This is a genomic window from Rhizobium sp. P28RR-XV (genome assembly GCF_012641385.1).
Lineage (GTDB): Bacteria > Pseudomonadota > Alphaproteobacteria > Rhizobiales > Rhizobiaceae > Rhizobium.
The window spans coordinates 69,319-83,126 of the sequence record NZ_JABAIG010000013.1 but is presented as its reverse complement, the minus strand read 5'-3'; the positions used below and the strand labels follow the sequence as shown (position 1 = coordinate 83,126).

At 61.6% G+C, this 13,808-nt stretch carries 8 protein-coding genes; 4 read left to right on the top strand and 4 right to left on the bottom strand.

Features of this window, described 5'->3' with window-relative positions; all coding sequences use genetic code 11:
- Positions 1 to 25: 25 nt before the first annotated feature.
- Together HGP12_RS25940 and HGP12_RS25935 are read right to left on the bottom strand one after the other, a co-directional pair.
- On the bottom strand, positions 26 to 1,018 hold the full coding sequence (locus tag HGP12_RS25940; protein WP_168841919.1) for an alpha/beta hydrolase family protein: 993 nt from the start codon (positions 1,016 to 1,018) through the stop codon (positions 26 to 28).
- A gap of 37 nt (positions 1,019 to 1,055) precedes the next feature.
- Positions 1,056 to 1,283 carry a DUF1674 domain-containing protein gene (locus HGP12_RS25935; RefSeq protein WP_168842024.1) on the bottom strand — a complete coding sequence of 76 codons (228 nt, stop codon included), beginning with the start codon at positions 1,281 to 1,283 and terminating at the stop codon, positions 1,056 to 1,058.
- Positions 1,284 to 1,391: 108 nt separating this feature from the next.
- Here HGP12_RS25935 and htpX point away from each other — a divergent pair, with 108 nt between their 5' ends.
- From htpX to purH, 4 genes are all read left to right on the top strand, one after another.
- On the top strand, positions 1,392 to 2,390 hold the full coding sequence (gene htpX / locus HGP12_RS25930) for a zinc metalloprotease HtpX (protein ID WP_168841920.1): 999 nt from the start codon (positions 1,392 to 1,394) through the stop codon (positions 2,388 to 2,390).
- The gene (locus HGP12_RS25925; RefSeq protein ID WP_168841921.1) at positions 2,387 to 3,796 is read left to right on the top strand and encodes an RsmB/NOP family class I SAM-dependent RNA methyltransferase; all 1,410 of its coding nucleotides are present in this window, start codon (positions 2,387 to 2,389) and stop codon (positions 3,794 to 3,796) included. Before htpX ends, HGP12_RS25925 begins: the two co-directional genes overlap by 4 nt.
- Before the next feature lie 148 nt (positions 3,797 to 3,944).
- Positions 3,945 to 5,591: a heparinase II/III family protein gene (locus HGP12_RS25920; RefSeq protein WP_246703533.1), complete on the top strand. Its 1,647-nt coding sequence runs from the start codon at positions 3,945 to 3,947 to the stop codon at positions 5,589 to 5,591.
- Between the two features lie 97 nt (positions 5,592 to 5,688).
- A complete protein-coding gene (gene purH, locus HGP12_RS25915; RefSeq protein WP_168841923.1) occupies positions 5,689 to 7,305 on the top strand; it encodes a bifunctional phosphoribosylaminoimidazolecarboxamide formyltransferase/IMP cyclohydrolase in 1,617 nt (538 codons plus the stop codon).
- 66 nt (positions 7,306 to 7,371) lie between these two features.
- On the opposite strand, the gene HGP12_RS25910 is transcribed toward purH, so the two are convergent.
- Positions 7,372 to 8,763, bottom strand: a complete 1,392-nt coding sequence (locus HGP12_RS25910) for an MFS transporter (RefSeq protein ID WP_168841924.1) — start codon at positions 8,761 to 8,763, stop codon at positions 7,372 to 7,374.
- A gap of 53 nt (positions 8,764 to 8,816) precedes the next feature.
- Positions 8,817 to 13,607, bottom strand: a complete 4,791-nt coding sequence (locus HGP12_RS25905) for an NAD-glutamate dehydrogenase (RefSeq protein WP_168841925.1) — start codon at positions 13,605 to 13,607, stop codon at positions 8,817 to 8,819.
- Positions 13,608 to 13,808: the final 201 nt, after the last annotated feature.

The window sequence follows — 13,808 nt, the reverse complement described above, 5'->3', positions numbered from 1 at the left end:
GGAGCGTGGCTCTCGCCTAAGTTTCTCATCTCACAGTGCTGAAAAAAGCAATTGCCATTTGGGCGACATGGTTGTGCACGTTTTCTCGCACCAAGCCGGCAATGTCGGTAAAGATTGCTGGTGAGGCCTCCAGGCCCCGCTGTGTGGGCTCCGGCAAAAAACTATAGTGGCCCACTCCGCCGCTCATGATTTCAAGGGAGCTGGGGCGCACATTTTTGTGGAGCCATGTGCAGCATTCGTGAGCCGGGGCTATGACATCGGCGTCGCCGCCAATAATCTTAACGGGTGCTGTTATTTCTTCGAGACTTTCCCTGGCAAAGCCGAGAACCGATCGACCTGGTGCGATCGCCAAAGCGGCTTTCAATCTGTCATCCTTGAAGCTATCTCGTCGTCGATTCCATGATTCCAGGAACATGCCGTCGAGGAGAAGCGAAGGAATGTAATCCGCCAAATCAGGGAATTCTTTCGGACCTCGTATCGGGCTCTTTCGAGGGTTATCCGGCTCGAACTGAGAATAGGCAACGCGCGCGCCGACGAGCAGCATCGCGGTGTAGGCGCCGGCGGAGAAGCCCGCCACGTAGGCCTGGTCTTCGACGACCCCTCCCAAAACCTCTCTCCAGTCATCGGCATTGAGCAAGGCGGTCAGATCGGCCGCTCGCTCCCAGAGACAGAGAAACCCCTCGGCTCTGTATGGTTCTGAACCTGTATGGCCGTGATGGTCGAGGCCCAAGGCCACAAAGCCGGCCTGCGCCAAGCGGTGTCCGAGCCATTCCAGTCCGATGGCAAGGCCGCCTGACCCATGCGACAGCAGCACCAGGGGATGCGAACCCGTAGACTTTTTCATTGGTGCGTTGGGCGCGACTGGCTTTTGCTTGAACCAAGTCGGCGAGGGCGCAATTTCGACTGCATTATCATCGGCCGGATACCACGCGCACCAAGCCAAAGGGCGGCGGCCCGTACTGCTCCAGTTTGCGCGCTTCCTATCAAAGGACAGACCTTGAGAGAAACCTACAGGCATTATTCTCTCATCGAATGACGGTTAACCTATGTCCATCTCAAAAATCGATCGCGCGACCGTTGATCTCCCAGTCGCCGAAGCGGGCGGGGTCGGCACCGCCGCGGCCACCGATTTCGGGGGGTAGTTGGGCCTGTGCTTGAGCTTCCTGCGCCTGGCGGCGTTCCTCGGCTTCGGCAAGCGCGCGCTTAGCGGCGGGCGAGAGCGGCTTGCGAGTGATTTCACCGGTTTCGGTGTCGAGTTTATTGTCGTTATCGGCTGTCTGCATGGTCTGATCGGCCCGGAACCGTTGAATTAAGCGGATGAATAGCCAAATCATAGTGCGTCCGGCCGCAAAGAAAAAGGTTCGGACGACAGATGTGTTGGAGACCTCTCGATGAATCTCATGCGTACCGCGATGCTGCTTGCCTTCATGACCGCCCTGTTCATGGGCGTCGGCTATCTGATCGGCGGTCAATCCGGCATGTTGATCGCATTGGTCGTCGCCGCCGGCATGAATTTCTTTTCCTACTGGAATTCGGACCGCATGGTACTGGCAACCTATGGTGCCCAGGAGGTAGATGAGCGCAGCGCCCCGGAATTCTACCGCATCGTGCGCGATCTCGCCCGCAATGCCGGGCTGCCGATGCCGAAGGTCTATCTCTACGACAGCCCGCAGCCGAATGCTTTTGCGACGGGCCGCAATCCGGAAAACGCCGCCGTTGCCGCCTCCACCGGCCTGTTGCACGCGCTGACGCCGGAGGAAGTGGCCGGCGTGATGGCGCACGAGCTTGCCCACGTGCAAAACCGCGACACGCTGACCATGACGATCACGGCGACGCTTGCCGGCGCCATTTCCATGCTTGGCAACTTTGCCTTCTTCTTCGGCGGCCGGCGCGACAACAACAATCCGCTTGGCATGGTCGGCGTTCTCGTCGCGATGATCGTCGCCCCTCTGGCTGCTATGCTGGTGCAGATGGCGATCAGCCGGACGCGCGAATATTCGGCCGACCGTCGCGGCGCGGAGATCTGCGGCAATCCGATCTGGCTCGCCTCTGCGCTCGGCAAGATCGCGCGCGGCGCGGAGCATATTCCGAATGAAGAGGCCGAAGGTCATCCCGCGACAGCGCATATGTTCATCATCAATCCGCTCTCCGGCGAGCGCATGGACAATCTGTTTTCCACACATCCGAATACGGAAAACCGCATTGCCGCGCTGCGTGAAATGGCCCGTTCTGGTGGCGGCAGCGCTCCGCCGATGACGCCATCTTCAGGCCCATCTTCGGACTTTGCCTCGACGGGACCGTCCTTCACTGCTAATCGGGGGCGCAAATCGCGTTCCGTGCCGAATACGGGTCGCGGTGGTTCGCAACCGCCGAAGGGTCCCTGGTCTTGAGTTCTGACACGAAAAACAACGCTTCCAACCGAGATGGAAAACGATCGGGCAAGCGGCCGCAGCAATCGCGGCCGCTCGATTCGTCTCCGCCGAAGCCCGGCCTTGCGGCCCGCGCGGCGGCGTCGAAGATCCTGGGAGCCGTGCTCGACCGCAAGACGCCGCTCGACGGCATGCTCGACGCCGAAGGCGGCAGCGCCGCCTATACCGCGCTCAGTGATAGCGACCGGGCGCTGGTGCGCGCAATTTTGAACAGCGCGCTGCGGCACCTGCCGCGCATTGAGGCGGCAATCTCGTCGCTGCTCGATTCGCCGCTGCCGGAAGGCGCCCGTGCCCTGCATCATGTGCTTGTTGTCGGTGCGACGCAGATCCTCTATCTCGACGTGCCGGATCATTCCGCCGTCGATCTTGCCGTCGAGCAGGCCAACCGCGATCCCCGCAACCGCCGCTTTGCCAAGCTCGTCAACGCCATTCTTCGCCGCATCGGCCGTGAGAAGCAGGAGATTCTCGAGCGTGTCGCGAATGTGCCGGCCATGCCGGACTGGTTCCTGGCCCGTCTGGAAGCTGCCTATGGCGCTCCCGCCGCCCTTAGAATCTCAGACACGCAGCTCGAGCCGGCTGCTATCGATCTCACGGTGAAATCTGATGCCGAGGGCTGGGCGAATCGTCTCAACGGTATCGTGCTGCCGACTGGCGGCGTGCGGCTCGCCGCATTCGAAGGCTCCATTCCCTCGCTGGAAGGTTTCGATGAGGGCGAGTGGTGGGTTCAGGATGCCGCCGCCAGCATTCCGGCCAAGCTCTTCGGTTCGCTCGCCGGCAAGCGGGTGGTGGATCTCTGCGCAGCACCCGGCGGCAAGACCGCTCAGCTCATTCTCGCCGGCGCCGAGGTCACGGCTCTCGATCAATCCGCCAATCGCCTGAAGCGGCTATCCGCCAATCTGTCGCGCCTTGGTTTTGAGGCCGAGACTGTCGTTGCCGATATGAGCAAATACCAGCCCGACGCGCTGTTCGATGCCGCTCTGCTTGACGCGCCCTGTTCTTCGACGGGAACGACCCGCCGTCATCCGGACGTGCTGTGGACCAAGGGGCCGGAGGATATAGCCAAGCTGGCGGCCCTGCAGGAGCGCCTGCTTCGCCATGCCTTGACGCTGGTCAAGCCGGGCGGCCTGGTGGTGTTTTCCAATTGCTCGCTCGATCCCGAAGAGGGCGAGGATCTGGTCGCGCGCTTGTTAGCCGACAAGGACAATGTCGAACGCATGCCGATCGTAACGGGCGACTGGCCGGGGCTGGAAGTGGCGATCTCGCCACTCGGCGCCTTCCGCACGACGCCGGATATGCTGCAGGTGGCGCAAGGTTTTGCTTCCGGACTCGATGGCTTCTATGCCGTGGTGCTTCGGCGCACGCATTAATCGCGGTTTCCAACAGCTTTCTCGAGCAGGTTAAAAGCACGGTAACCTGTTCTTAATTGGTATATTTGTAACCTCTTTTTAACCACGGATAATGAGAGTAAGCAGAAGCAAATATGCAGGTCTGCGGCAGGGTTTTGTGAGTTCATACATGCGGGAAGCATGGCGGCGGATGTCGCGCCGCGCGGCGTTGACGCGATTGCGTCTCACCCGCCACACGATGCGTGTGCCGGAACGTCTGATCGTGGCGCCGACCGATCTGCGCAGTGTCGATCCCTTTTTTGTCGAAGAACTTCTGAATGGGCGCATCCTGCTTGCCGGGCGAGTTCTGGAAACACAGGGAGCATCGCCCTTCTCGCTGGAATTGCCATCGCTGGCCTTCGCCGCCCGGCTGCACAATTTTCGCTGGCTGCGGCATTTGCGGGCGGAGAAAAGCGACCAAGCCTCGGCTATGGCGCGCTCGATCCTCACCGACTGGATTGCCGTTCATGGCCGCCGGCTGCATGGTCTCGCCTGGTCGCCCGATATAGCAGCGCAGCGGCTGATTGCGCTTCTGTCGCATTCGCCGGTGCTGCTGCACGGCACCGACAGCGGCTTCTATCGCCGTTTCATGCGGATGCTTGTCTTTCATGTGCGCTTCCTGCACCGGATCGTGTCGTCGTCGCCCGACGGCGTCACCCGATTCCGCGTCCGCATCGCGCTTGCCATGTCCTCGGTCGCCATGCCGAGCAGCGCGCTCAGGCTGAAGCGTGCCGGCCAGGCACTCGATCGCGAAATCGACCGTCAAATTTTGCAGGATGGCGGTCATATCTCCCGCAATCCGCGCGCGTCGCTGGAACTGCTGCTCGATCTGCTGCCGCTGAGACAGACCTATGTCAATCTCGGCCATGACGTGCCGATACGGCTGATCCCCGGCATCGACCGCATGTATCCGGCGTTGCGCTTTTTCCGCCACCAGGATGGCGATCTGGCGCTGTTCAACGGTGCCACATCGACGCTTGCCAATGAACTGATGTCGGTGCTGCGCTACGACGAGACGGCGGGACAGGCTTTCAAGGCGCTGCCGCACACTCGATATCATCGGTTGGCGGCCGGTTCGGCCGTCGTCATCGTCGACGTGGGAACTGCTGCTTCGGCCGATCTCAGCCGCACGGCGCATGCGGGCTGCCTTTCCTTCGAAATGTCATCGGGCAAGACGCGCTTCATCATCAATTCCGGTTCGCCGGAGTTTGCGGGCGATCGCTTCATGCAGGTTGCGCGGGCGACTGCGGCGCATTCGACCGTCACGCTCAACGACACCTCGTCGTCCCAGTTTTCCAAATCGAAATCTCTGGGGCCGATCATGGTCGGTGGCGTCAAGAAGGTCATCGTCGAGCGCGCCGAGACCGAAGACGGACGCGATTATGTTCGCGCGGCTCATGACGGCTATCTCTCCGTGTTCGGCTATGTTCACGAGCGTGAACTCAGCCTCAATGCGTCAGGCACGATCCTCGCCGGCCGCGACCGGCTCTTCGTGCCAGAGGGCAGGAAACAGCCGCCGAAGGGCGAAGGCATTGCCTCGGCGCGCTTCCATATACACCCTTCCATCAGCCTGTTGCAGACGGAAACGGATTCCGCGCTGCTGATCGCGCCGGATGGGGAGACCTGGGTCTTCTCCTCCCCGGGCAATGAGGTGCTTGTCGCGGAGGATATCTTCTTCGCCGATCCCTCGGGCATGCGCTCTTCCGATCAGCTCGAGATCGTTTTCAAGATCACCGAAAAGCCGGAAATCCGCTGGTTTTTATCCCATCGGCCATAGGCTAAGCGCGTCAGCTATGCTAACGGGGCGGCATTATCCGTTCCGCGCCACTTCCGCCGGACATCTCGTCTCCTCATGCTAGATCGGAGAAACCCCCATGGCCGTCGTTTCCAAGAAAATTCCCGCTCCCGACAAGGTGACAGTGAAAACAGCGCTTTTGTCCGTCTTCGACAAGACCGGCATCGTCGAGCTGGCGCGCGCGCTCAGCGAACAGGGCGTGCGGTTGCTGTCGACTGGCGGCACGCATAAGGCGATCGCGGCGGCCGGCCTTGCCGTGACCGACGTGTCGGACGTGACGGGATTTCCCGAAATCATGGACGGCCGCGTCAAGACGCTGCATCCGAAGGTGCATGGCGGCCTGCTCGCCATCCGTGACGACGCCGAGCATCAGGCTGCGATGAAGGAACATGGGATCGAAGGCATCGACCTTGCCGTCATCAACCTTTATCCCTTCGAAGACGTGCGCAAGGCTGGCGGCGATTACCCGACCACGGTGGAGAATATCGATATCGGCGGCCCGGCGATGATCCGTGCTTCGGCGAAGAACCATGCCTATGTGACAACGCTCACCGATCCCGCCGATTATGCCGAACTGCTGGCGCAGCTTTCCGCCGACGCCGGCCAAACGACCTACGATTTCCGCAAGCGTATGGCTGCAAAGGCCTTTGCCCGCACCGCTGCTTACGACGCGATGATCTCCAATTGGTTTGCCGAAGCGCTCGATATCGCCACGCCGCGCCATCGCGTCATCGGCGGGGTCCTGCGTGAGGAGATGCGCTACGGCGAGAATCCGCACCAGAAAGCGGCCTTCTACGTGACCGGCGAAAACCGCCCGGGCGTTTCCACGGCGACGCTCATCCAGGGCAAGCAGCTTTCCTACAACAACATCAACGATACCGATGCCGCCTATGAACTCGTTGCCGAGTTCCTGCCGGAAAAGGGTCCGGCCTGCGCGATTATCAAGCATGCCAACCCTTGTGGCGTTGCCACCGGCCCGAGCCTGGCGGAAGCCTATAAGCGGGCTCTCGCCTGCGATTCCGTCTCGGCCTTCGGGGGCATCATTGCGCTCAACAGCCTGCTCGATGCCGAGACCGCCGAAGAGATCGTCAAGCTCTTCACCGAGGTCATCATCGCGCCAGAGGTCAGCGAGGAAGCCAAGGCGATCATCGCCCGCAAGCCGAACCTTCGCCTGCTTTCGGTCGGCGCCCTGCCCGATCCGCGTGCCGCCGGGCTGACCGCCAAGACCGTCTCCGGCGGCCTGCTTGTCCAGAACCGCGACAACGCTTTGGTCGAGGACATGGACCTCAAGGTCGTCACCAAGCGTGCGCCGACGGCGCAGGAGCTGGAAGACATGAAATTCGCCTTCCGTGTCGCCAAGCATGTGAAGTCGAATGCCGTCGTTTACGCCAAAGATGGCCAGACGGCCGGCATTGGCGCAGGACAGATGAGCCGCGTCGATTCCGCCCGCATCGCCGCCATCAAGGCCGAGGAAGCGGCCAAGGCCATGGGGCTTGCCGAGCCGTTGACGCGTGGTTCCGCCGTCGCTTCCGAAGCCTTCCTGCCCTTTGCCGACGGCCTGCTCTCGGCGATCGCCGCGGGTGCGACGGCCGTTATCCAGCCCGGTGGCTCGATGCGCGACCAGGAAGTCATCGACGCAGCCAACGAGCATAATGTCGCGATGGTCTTCACCGGCATCCGTCACTTCCGCCACTAAGCGGCGGATATACCTAGTTGGCAAATTTTATATCCCGGTTGGTTTTCCGATCGGGATTTTCTTTGCCTACTTTGTTACCTTATCGGCCGGATAGGGCGTCGGCAGCAGAAGCAGAAGGCCGCCGGCGAGGAAGATGACGAGCGTCGCCATGCCGAGGCGGGCCGAGCCGCTCCAATAGGTCACCAATGAGAAGAACAGCGTCGCCATGAAGCTGGTGGCGCGGCCCGAGAGGGCGTAGATGCCGAAATAACGACCGGCTTCGGTGAGGATGACGCTGCGGGCGAGATAGGAGCGCGAGGAGGCCTGTACGGGACCGAAGGCGATGCCGATCAGCAGGCCATAGCCGATATAGGCCTTTTCCGCCGCCGTGCCGAACAGACCGCCGGAACTGACGGTCGAGAACGGCACGAGACCGAAGAGCGTGAAGCCCGGCCCGGTCGAGATGATGCCGAAGGTGGCGACGAGCAGCAAGGTCAGGCTGATGACGACCGTGGTCTTCGAGCCCAGCCAGCGATCGACATAACCGGCGGCAAAGCAGCCGAAAATGGCGATGATGTTGAGGATGATGCCGTAGATGCCGATCTCGATCGTCGCCCAGCCGAACATGCCGGCCGCAAAGGTGCCGCCGAGGATCAGCAGGCCGTTGACGCCATCCTGATAGATCATGCGGGCGATGAGGAAGAGGCTGATGCCGCGCCTGCGCTTCAGTTCGCCCAGGGTCGCCGATAGCTCGCGCAGGCCCGAGCGAACCGCGGCGCGAAGCGGCAGGCCGTGGTCGGCATCCGGCGTGAACAAGAACATTGGCAGGATGAAGATGAGATACCATGCGGCGGAAATCGGCCCGGTGATGCGGGCATCCTCGCCGAGCGTCGCATCGAGGCCGAAAAGCGGCGTCAGGCCGAGAATGGTCTTGCCGGTCTGCGGATTGCCGGCGAGCAGGGCGACGACAGTGATCAGCACGATCATGCCGCCGAGATAGCCGAGCCCCCAGGCGGCGTTCGACAGCTTGCCGACATCGTCCTTGCCGATCAGCCGCGGCATCATCGAATCGTTGAAGACGATCGAGAATTCGGCCGAGATCGAAGCGAGGATCATGAAGATCACCGGATAGATCACAGGCGATCCGGGTGCTGCTCCCCAAAGACAGACGAGGCTGACGATCTTGATGACGGCGAAGAAGGCAATCCAGGGTTTGCGGGCGCCGGATTGATCAGCGATCGAACCGAGGACTGGTGAAAGGATGGCGATGATCACCGAAGAGATCGTCGCCATGTTGCTCCATGTCGTCTGTGCGGAGACGGGATCGGCCGTCAGCCGTGCGACGAAATATGGGCCGAAGATGAAGGTGGTAACAACAGTGAAGAAGGGTTGAGCCGCCCAGTCGAAGAACATCCAGCCCCAGATGCCGCGCGCCGGCACTTTTGCCGGCACGGGATTGTCGATTTCAGTCGCTACCACATCCTGCCCCTTATTCCCTCACCCGTTTGTTTGCCGGGTTGGGGCGGACTGTGTCACCTTGCCCGGCCGTTCGCAAGATCGCTGAGCAGGCCTGCGGCGACAGTGATGCGGGCGAGATTGGGATCGCCGCTTTCGCTGAGGCCGCCGAGTTCTTCGGCGATGCGGTTGATGCGGATACGATCTTCCGCATGCCATGCCTGGACCGGCTGCTTGTCCTTCGGATGGTTCGACAGCGCGGAGATGACGATATCGCGGCGGGCGCCGGCGATCTGGTCGAGGCTGCGCGCCAGGGCAAGGCTCTCATAGTGGTCGCCGGTGACGATCCGGCTCCCGGCGAGCAGCAGGCGGCCGACTCGGAAGGTCTGCGAGACGGTGAAGTAGCTTTCCGCCGCCCGGTTCAGCGTATCGCCGGTGCGTTCGGCGATCTGCATGATTTCCGGAACGAGGACGAGCGCGTAGATCGTCGCGATCTCCGAAGCCAGCTTTTCCGGCAGGCCTGCGGTCTGATATTCCGCTTCGCGTGTAGCGATCTCGGCCGCGAAATCCGCCGGGATATGGCTGAGGAAGACGGGTCGCAGCTTCTTCAAGGCCGAGCGAAGCCGGCTAACGGTTTCCTCGATGTCGCCCTTGGCGGCGCCGGTCTTCAAGAGGAGCCGCGTCAGCGCAGTATAGACCTCGGTGATCTCGCCATAGACGCGGTTCTGCATCTGGCCGCCGACATTGCCGTCCAGCGCGTCGGTCTCGTTCCAGAGCCGGTCGAGGTCGAAGCCGTCGCGGGCGATCACGGCCGCCTTGACGACTTCGGCGGCCGATGCGGCCGTCGCGTCCATCATACTGACCGCAAAGCCCGGGCCGCCACGGTTAATCGCTTCATTTGCAAGCGCCGTGCCGATGATCTCGCGGCGCAGGCGATGGCTTTCGATATCGGTGGTGTTCGAGCGCTGCATCTTGGCTGGGAAATAGCGGCTGAGGGTTGCGGCGAAATAGGGATCGTCAGGCAGGTCGCTCGCAACGATCGCGTCAAAGAGAACGATTTTGGCGTAGGAGAGCAGCACGCCGATTTCAGGGCGGGTCAGCGGCCGTCCATTGGCATAACGTTCGGCGAAGGTTTGATCATCCGGCAGGGTCTCGACCTTGCGGTTGAGCTGCTTGGCTGCTTCGAGCACACTCATGAAGCGGCTGAGTTCCAGGCCGTTGCCGGTGCCCTTGCGCTCCGTCAGCGAGATTGCCAGGGATTGCAGATAGTTGTTCCGCAATACCAGGGTCCCGACCTCGTCGGTCATCGATGACAGCAGGATATCGCGTTTGGCGCGTGTCAGGCGACCGTCATGCATGGCGTTGGCGAGCGCGATCTTGATGTTGACCTCGACGTCCGAGGTGTTGACGCCGGCGGAATTGTCGATGGCGTCGGAGTTGCAGCGGCCGCCCTTGAGGCCATAGGCGATGCGGCCCTTCTGGGTGACGCCGAGATTGGCGCCCTCACCGATCACCCTGGCGCGAACCTCTTCAGCCGTGATGCGGATCGGATCGTTGGCGCGGTCGCCGACTTCCGAATCGATTTCAGCGGTTGCCTTGACATAGGTGCCGATGCCGCCGAACCACAGCAAGTCCACCGGTGCCTTGAGGATTGCCGTCATGATCTCAAAGGGCGTCGCGACCGACTTGTCGATGCCGATGGCGGCGACCGCTTCCGGCGTCAGCGCGACCGATTTTGCCGAGCGCGAGATGATCATGGCGCCCTTCGATAGAACGGACTTGTCGAAATCCTGCCAGCTGGAGCGCGGCAGGTTGAAGAGGCGCTGCCGCTCGGCAAGCGTCTTTTCCATGTCCGGATCTGGATCGATGAAGATGTCGCGATGGTCGAAGGCGGCGAGCAGGCGGATCTTCGGCGACAGCAGCATGCCGTTGCCGAAGACGTCGCCGGACATGTCGCCGACGCCGACGACATTGAAAGGCGTCGTCTGGATGTCGATGTCCATTTCGCGGAAGTGGCGCTTGACGGTTTCCCAGGCGCCACGGGCGGTGATGCCCATCTTTTTGTGGTCGTAACCGGCCGAGCCGCCCGAAGCGAAGGCGTCACCCAGCCAGAAGCCAGCTTCCTGCGCCAGCGCATTGGCGGTATCGGAGAAGGTGGCGGTGCCCTTGTCGGCGGCTACGACGAAATAAGGATCGTCGCCATCGAGCCGAACGGTGTCGGCCGGCGGAATGATATCGGCACCGGAGATGTTGTCGGTGATCGACAGCAGCGTGCGGATATAGGTCTTGTAGGCGTCGCGGCCGGCATTGAAGACTTCGTCGCGGCTGCCGCCGACCGGGAGCTTCTTCGGATAGAAGCCGCCCTTGGCGCCAACGGGCACGATGACCGCATTCTTGACCTGCTGCGCCTTCACAAGACCCAGCACTTCGGTGCGGTAGTCCTCGGCGCGGTCAGACCAGCGCAAGCCGCCGCGCGCCACCTTGCCGAAGCGCAGGTGCACGCCCTCTACCTCGACGCCGTAGACGAAGATTTCGCGGAAGGGCCGCGGCTCGGGCAAGCCATCCAGCAGCTTCGGATCGAGCTTGAAAGCCAGCATGGCCTTCGGCGTGCCGTCCGCATTCCCTTGGAAATAGTTGGTGCGCAGGGTAGCGTCGATGGCATTGACATAGCGACGCAGGATGCGGTCGTCGTCGAGGCTCGGAACATCGGCAAGCTGGGTTTCGATGCCTGTATGTAGGTCGACGATCTTCTTCGTGCGGTTCTTGTCGCTGAGCTTCGGATCAAGCGTGTCGTGGAAGAGGCGGAAAAGCGAGGCAGCGATGCGCGGGTATTTGTCCAGTGTCGCGGCGATGTAATCCTGCGAATAGGCGATGCCGGCCTGGCGCAGATAGCGGGAATAGGCGCGAAGCACGTTGGCTTCGCGGGCGGAGAGATCGGCGGAGACGATCAGCCGGTTGAAGGCGTCGTTGTCGATCGTGCCGCCGAAGGCAGCAAGAAAGGCTTCTTCCAGTGCCGCGCCATGGCGGGCAAGATCGATCGTCACGCCGCTGCGAGCCTCGAGCTCCATATCGTGAAGCACGACATGGCCGGTCGAGCCGTCTCTACCCGTGACATAGATATCGAAGGTGCGCTCGCTGATGACGTTGAAGCCGAGATTTTCGAGGAGCGGTACGCGACGCGACAGCGCCAGATTGCCCTGCCCATGGAAAATCTTGAGCGAGAGGATGTCGCCGGCTTCGTCCTTGCGGATATAGAAGGCGATGCGGATCGGTTCGGCGCCGGCGGTCGCCGTGATGTCAGGCAGATCAGCAAAGGCGTCTTCCGGCGAAAAGGCTTCCTGGAAGGCCTGGCTGACGGAGATGTTCGGTGCCTTCGGACCTGCCAGCATGACGAAGCGCTCGTCCCAGCGGGCTGTGATGGCGCGGATCGCCTCTTCGAGCTTGGCCTGCGGAATATGCGGCGTCTTGCCGGCGCTGCGGCCGATAATGAAGTGCACGCGCGCCACGCCGCCTTCCGGGAAAGCCGGATAATAAGCCGAGACGCGGCCGTCATAGACTGACTTCAGGTAGTTGCCGATCTTCTCGCGGACGACGGAATCGTATTCCTCGCGCGGCACATAGACGATTACCGAAACGAAGCGGTCGAAATGGTCGATGCGCGGCAGCGCCCGCACGCGCGGCCGGTCGGCCAGGTCGTTGATCTGTTCGGCGAAGCTTGCCAGCAGGGATGTATCGATCTGAAAGAGGTCATCGCGGGGATAGGATTCCAGCGTGTTCTCAAGCATGCGGCCGGAGTGGCTTGTGGGATCGAAGCCGAAGTGATCCTTGACCTTCTGGATCTTCGAGCGCAGCAACGGCACCTCGGCGGCAGCGCTGGTATAGGCCGTGGAGGTGAAGAGGCCGACGATGCGCAGCTCGCCCGTCACGTTGCCGTCGGCGTCGAAGCGCTTGACGCCGACGTAATCCATATAGGCGCGGCGGTGGACGATCGACTTGACGTTGGCCTTGGTGACGATCAGGAAATCCGGGCCGTCGAGGAAGGCGAGGATTTCCGGCGTCGTGGTGACGGCGTCCTTGCCTTGCCTCAGAACGCGCACGTCCGGATTGGAGAGGATGCCGAGGCCGGTGCCACGATCGCGCTCCACCTTGGCGTTGGCGCCCTTGCCGGAATAGACATATTCACGCATGCCGAGGAAAGTGAAGTTGCCATCCCGTAGCCAGGCAAGGAAGGCAAGCGCCTCGTCGCGATCGTTCTTGCGGCGGCCGGCCGCCTCATAGGTGGAAAGCTCTGAAATGACAGTGTCGAGGCGCGACAGCATCGGTTTCCAGTCGGAAACGGTGAGATGCGTCTGGTCGAGCACGCTTTGGATTCGCTTGGTCAGGTCCGCTGCCTGTGCCGCCGTCAATGGCGAGAGATGAAGCTGGATATGGCTGACGCGATGGGCAGGGTCGCTCGGGTGATCGGCGGAATAGAGGCTTGGCTGCTTGCCCTTCTCGACGACCAGGATCGGGTGCACCGCCATATAGAGATCACGGTAGCTGCTGGTCACCTCGCCCATGATCGATTCGTAAAGGAAGGGCATGTTGTGGTCGGTGATCGAGAGGATCGACACGGCGGCGCCATCGGGCTCGACATGGGCGACCTGTTCGATGCTGACGCGCGGAGAGGTACCGCTCCAGGCTGCCAGTTCCCTGGCCGCGTGCGCCGCGGCAAGAGCCAGCATTTCCGGAGTGTATCGCTCCATATCGTCATTGCTGGCCCGGCCGAACAGGATTTCGGGATCGAGGTGTGCCTCGCCCGAGGCAGCGGCTATTTTGCGTGCCACTTCGATCTGTTTTTCCCGTTTCGGATTGGTTCTGGGCGCCATGAAATTTCTCCCGATTTTTCGAATTTTGACCACAGTAGCAGAAGGTTTAGCGAAAAAACTGGCAAAAAGAATGCGGATTTGGTTGCTTTAGGATCGATTTCGCTTCGTTTTTTCAAGAATTTTGCCGGAATATGCGCTTCCGATGCAAAGCAGATGAACATCGGCATGAAATTGGCGGAAGAAGCTCGTCAACAGAGGTTT

Bases quoted from the DNA above. Each gene is read 5' to 3' on its own strand.
- HGP12_RS25940 (WP_168841919.1), bottom strand. From the start codon at position 1,018: ATGCCTGTAGGTTTCTCTCAAGGTCTGTCCTTTGATAGGAAGCGCGCA.
- HGP12_RS25935 (WP_168842024.1), bottom strand. From the start codon at position 1,283: ATGCAGACAGCCGATAACGACAATAAACTCGACACCGAAACCGGTGAA.
- htpX (WP_168841920.1), top strand. From the start codon at position 1,392: ATGAATCTCATGCGTACCGCGATGCTGCTTGCCTTCATGACCGCCCTG.
- HGP12_RS25920 (WP_246703533.1), top strand. From the start codon at position 3,945: ATGCGGGAAGCATGGCGGCGGATGTCGCGCCGCGCGGCGTTGACGCGA.
- purH (WP_168841923.1), top strand. From the start codon at position 5,689: ATGGCCGTCGTTTCCAAGAAAATTCCCGCTCCCGACAAGGTGACAGTG.
- HGP12_RS25905 (WP_168841925.1), bottom strand. From the start codon at position 13,607: ATGGCGCCCAGAACCAATCCGAAACGGGAAAAACAGATCGAAGTGGCA.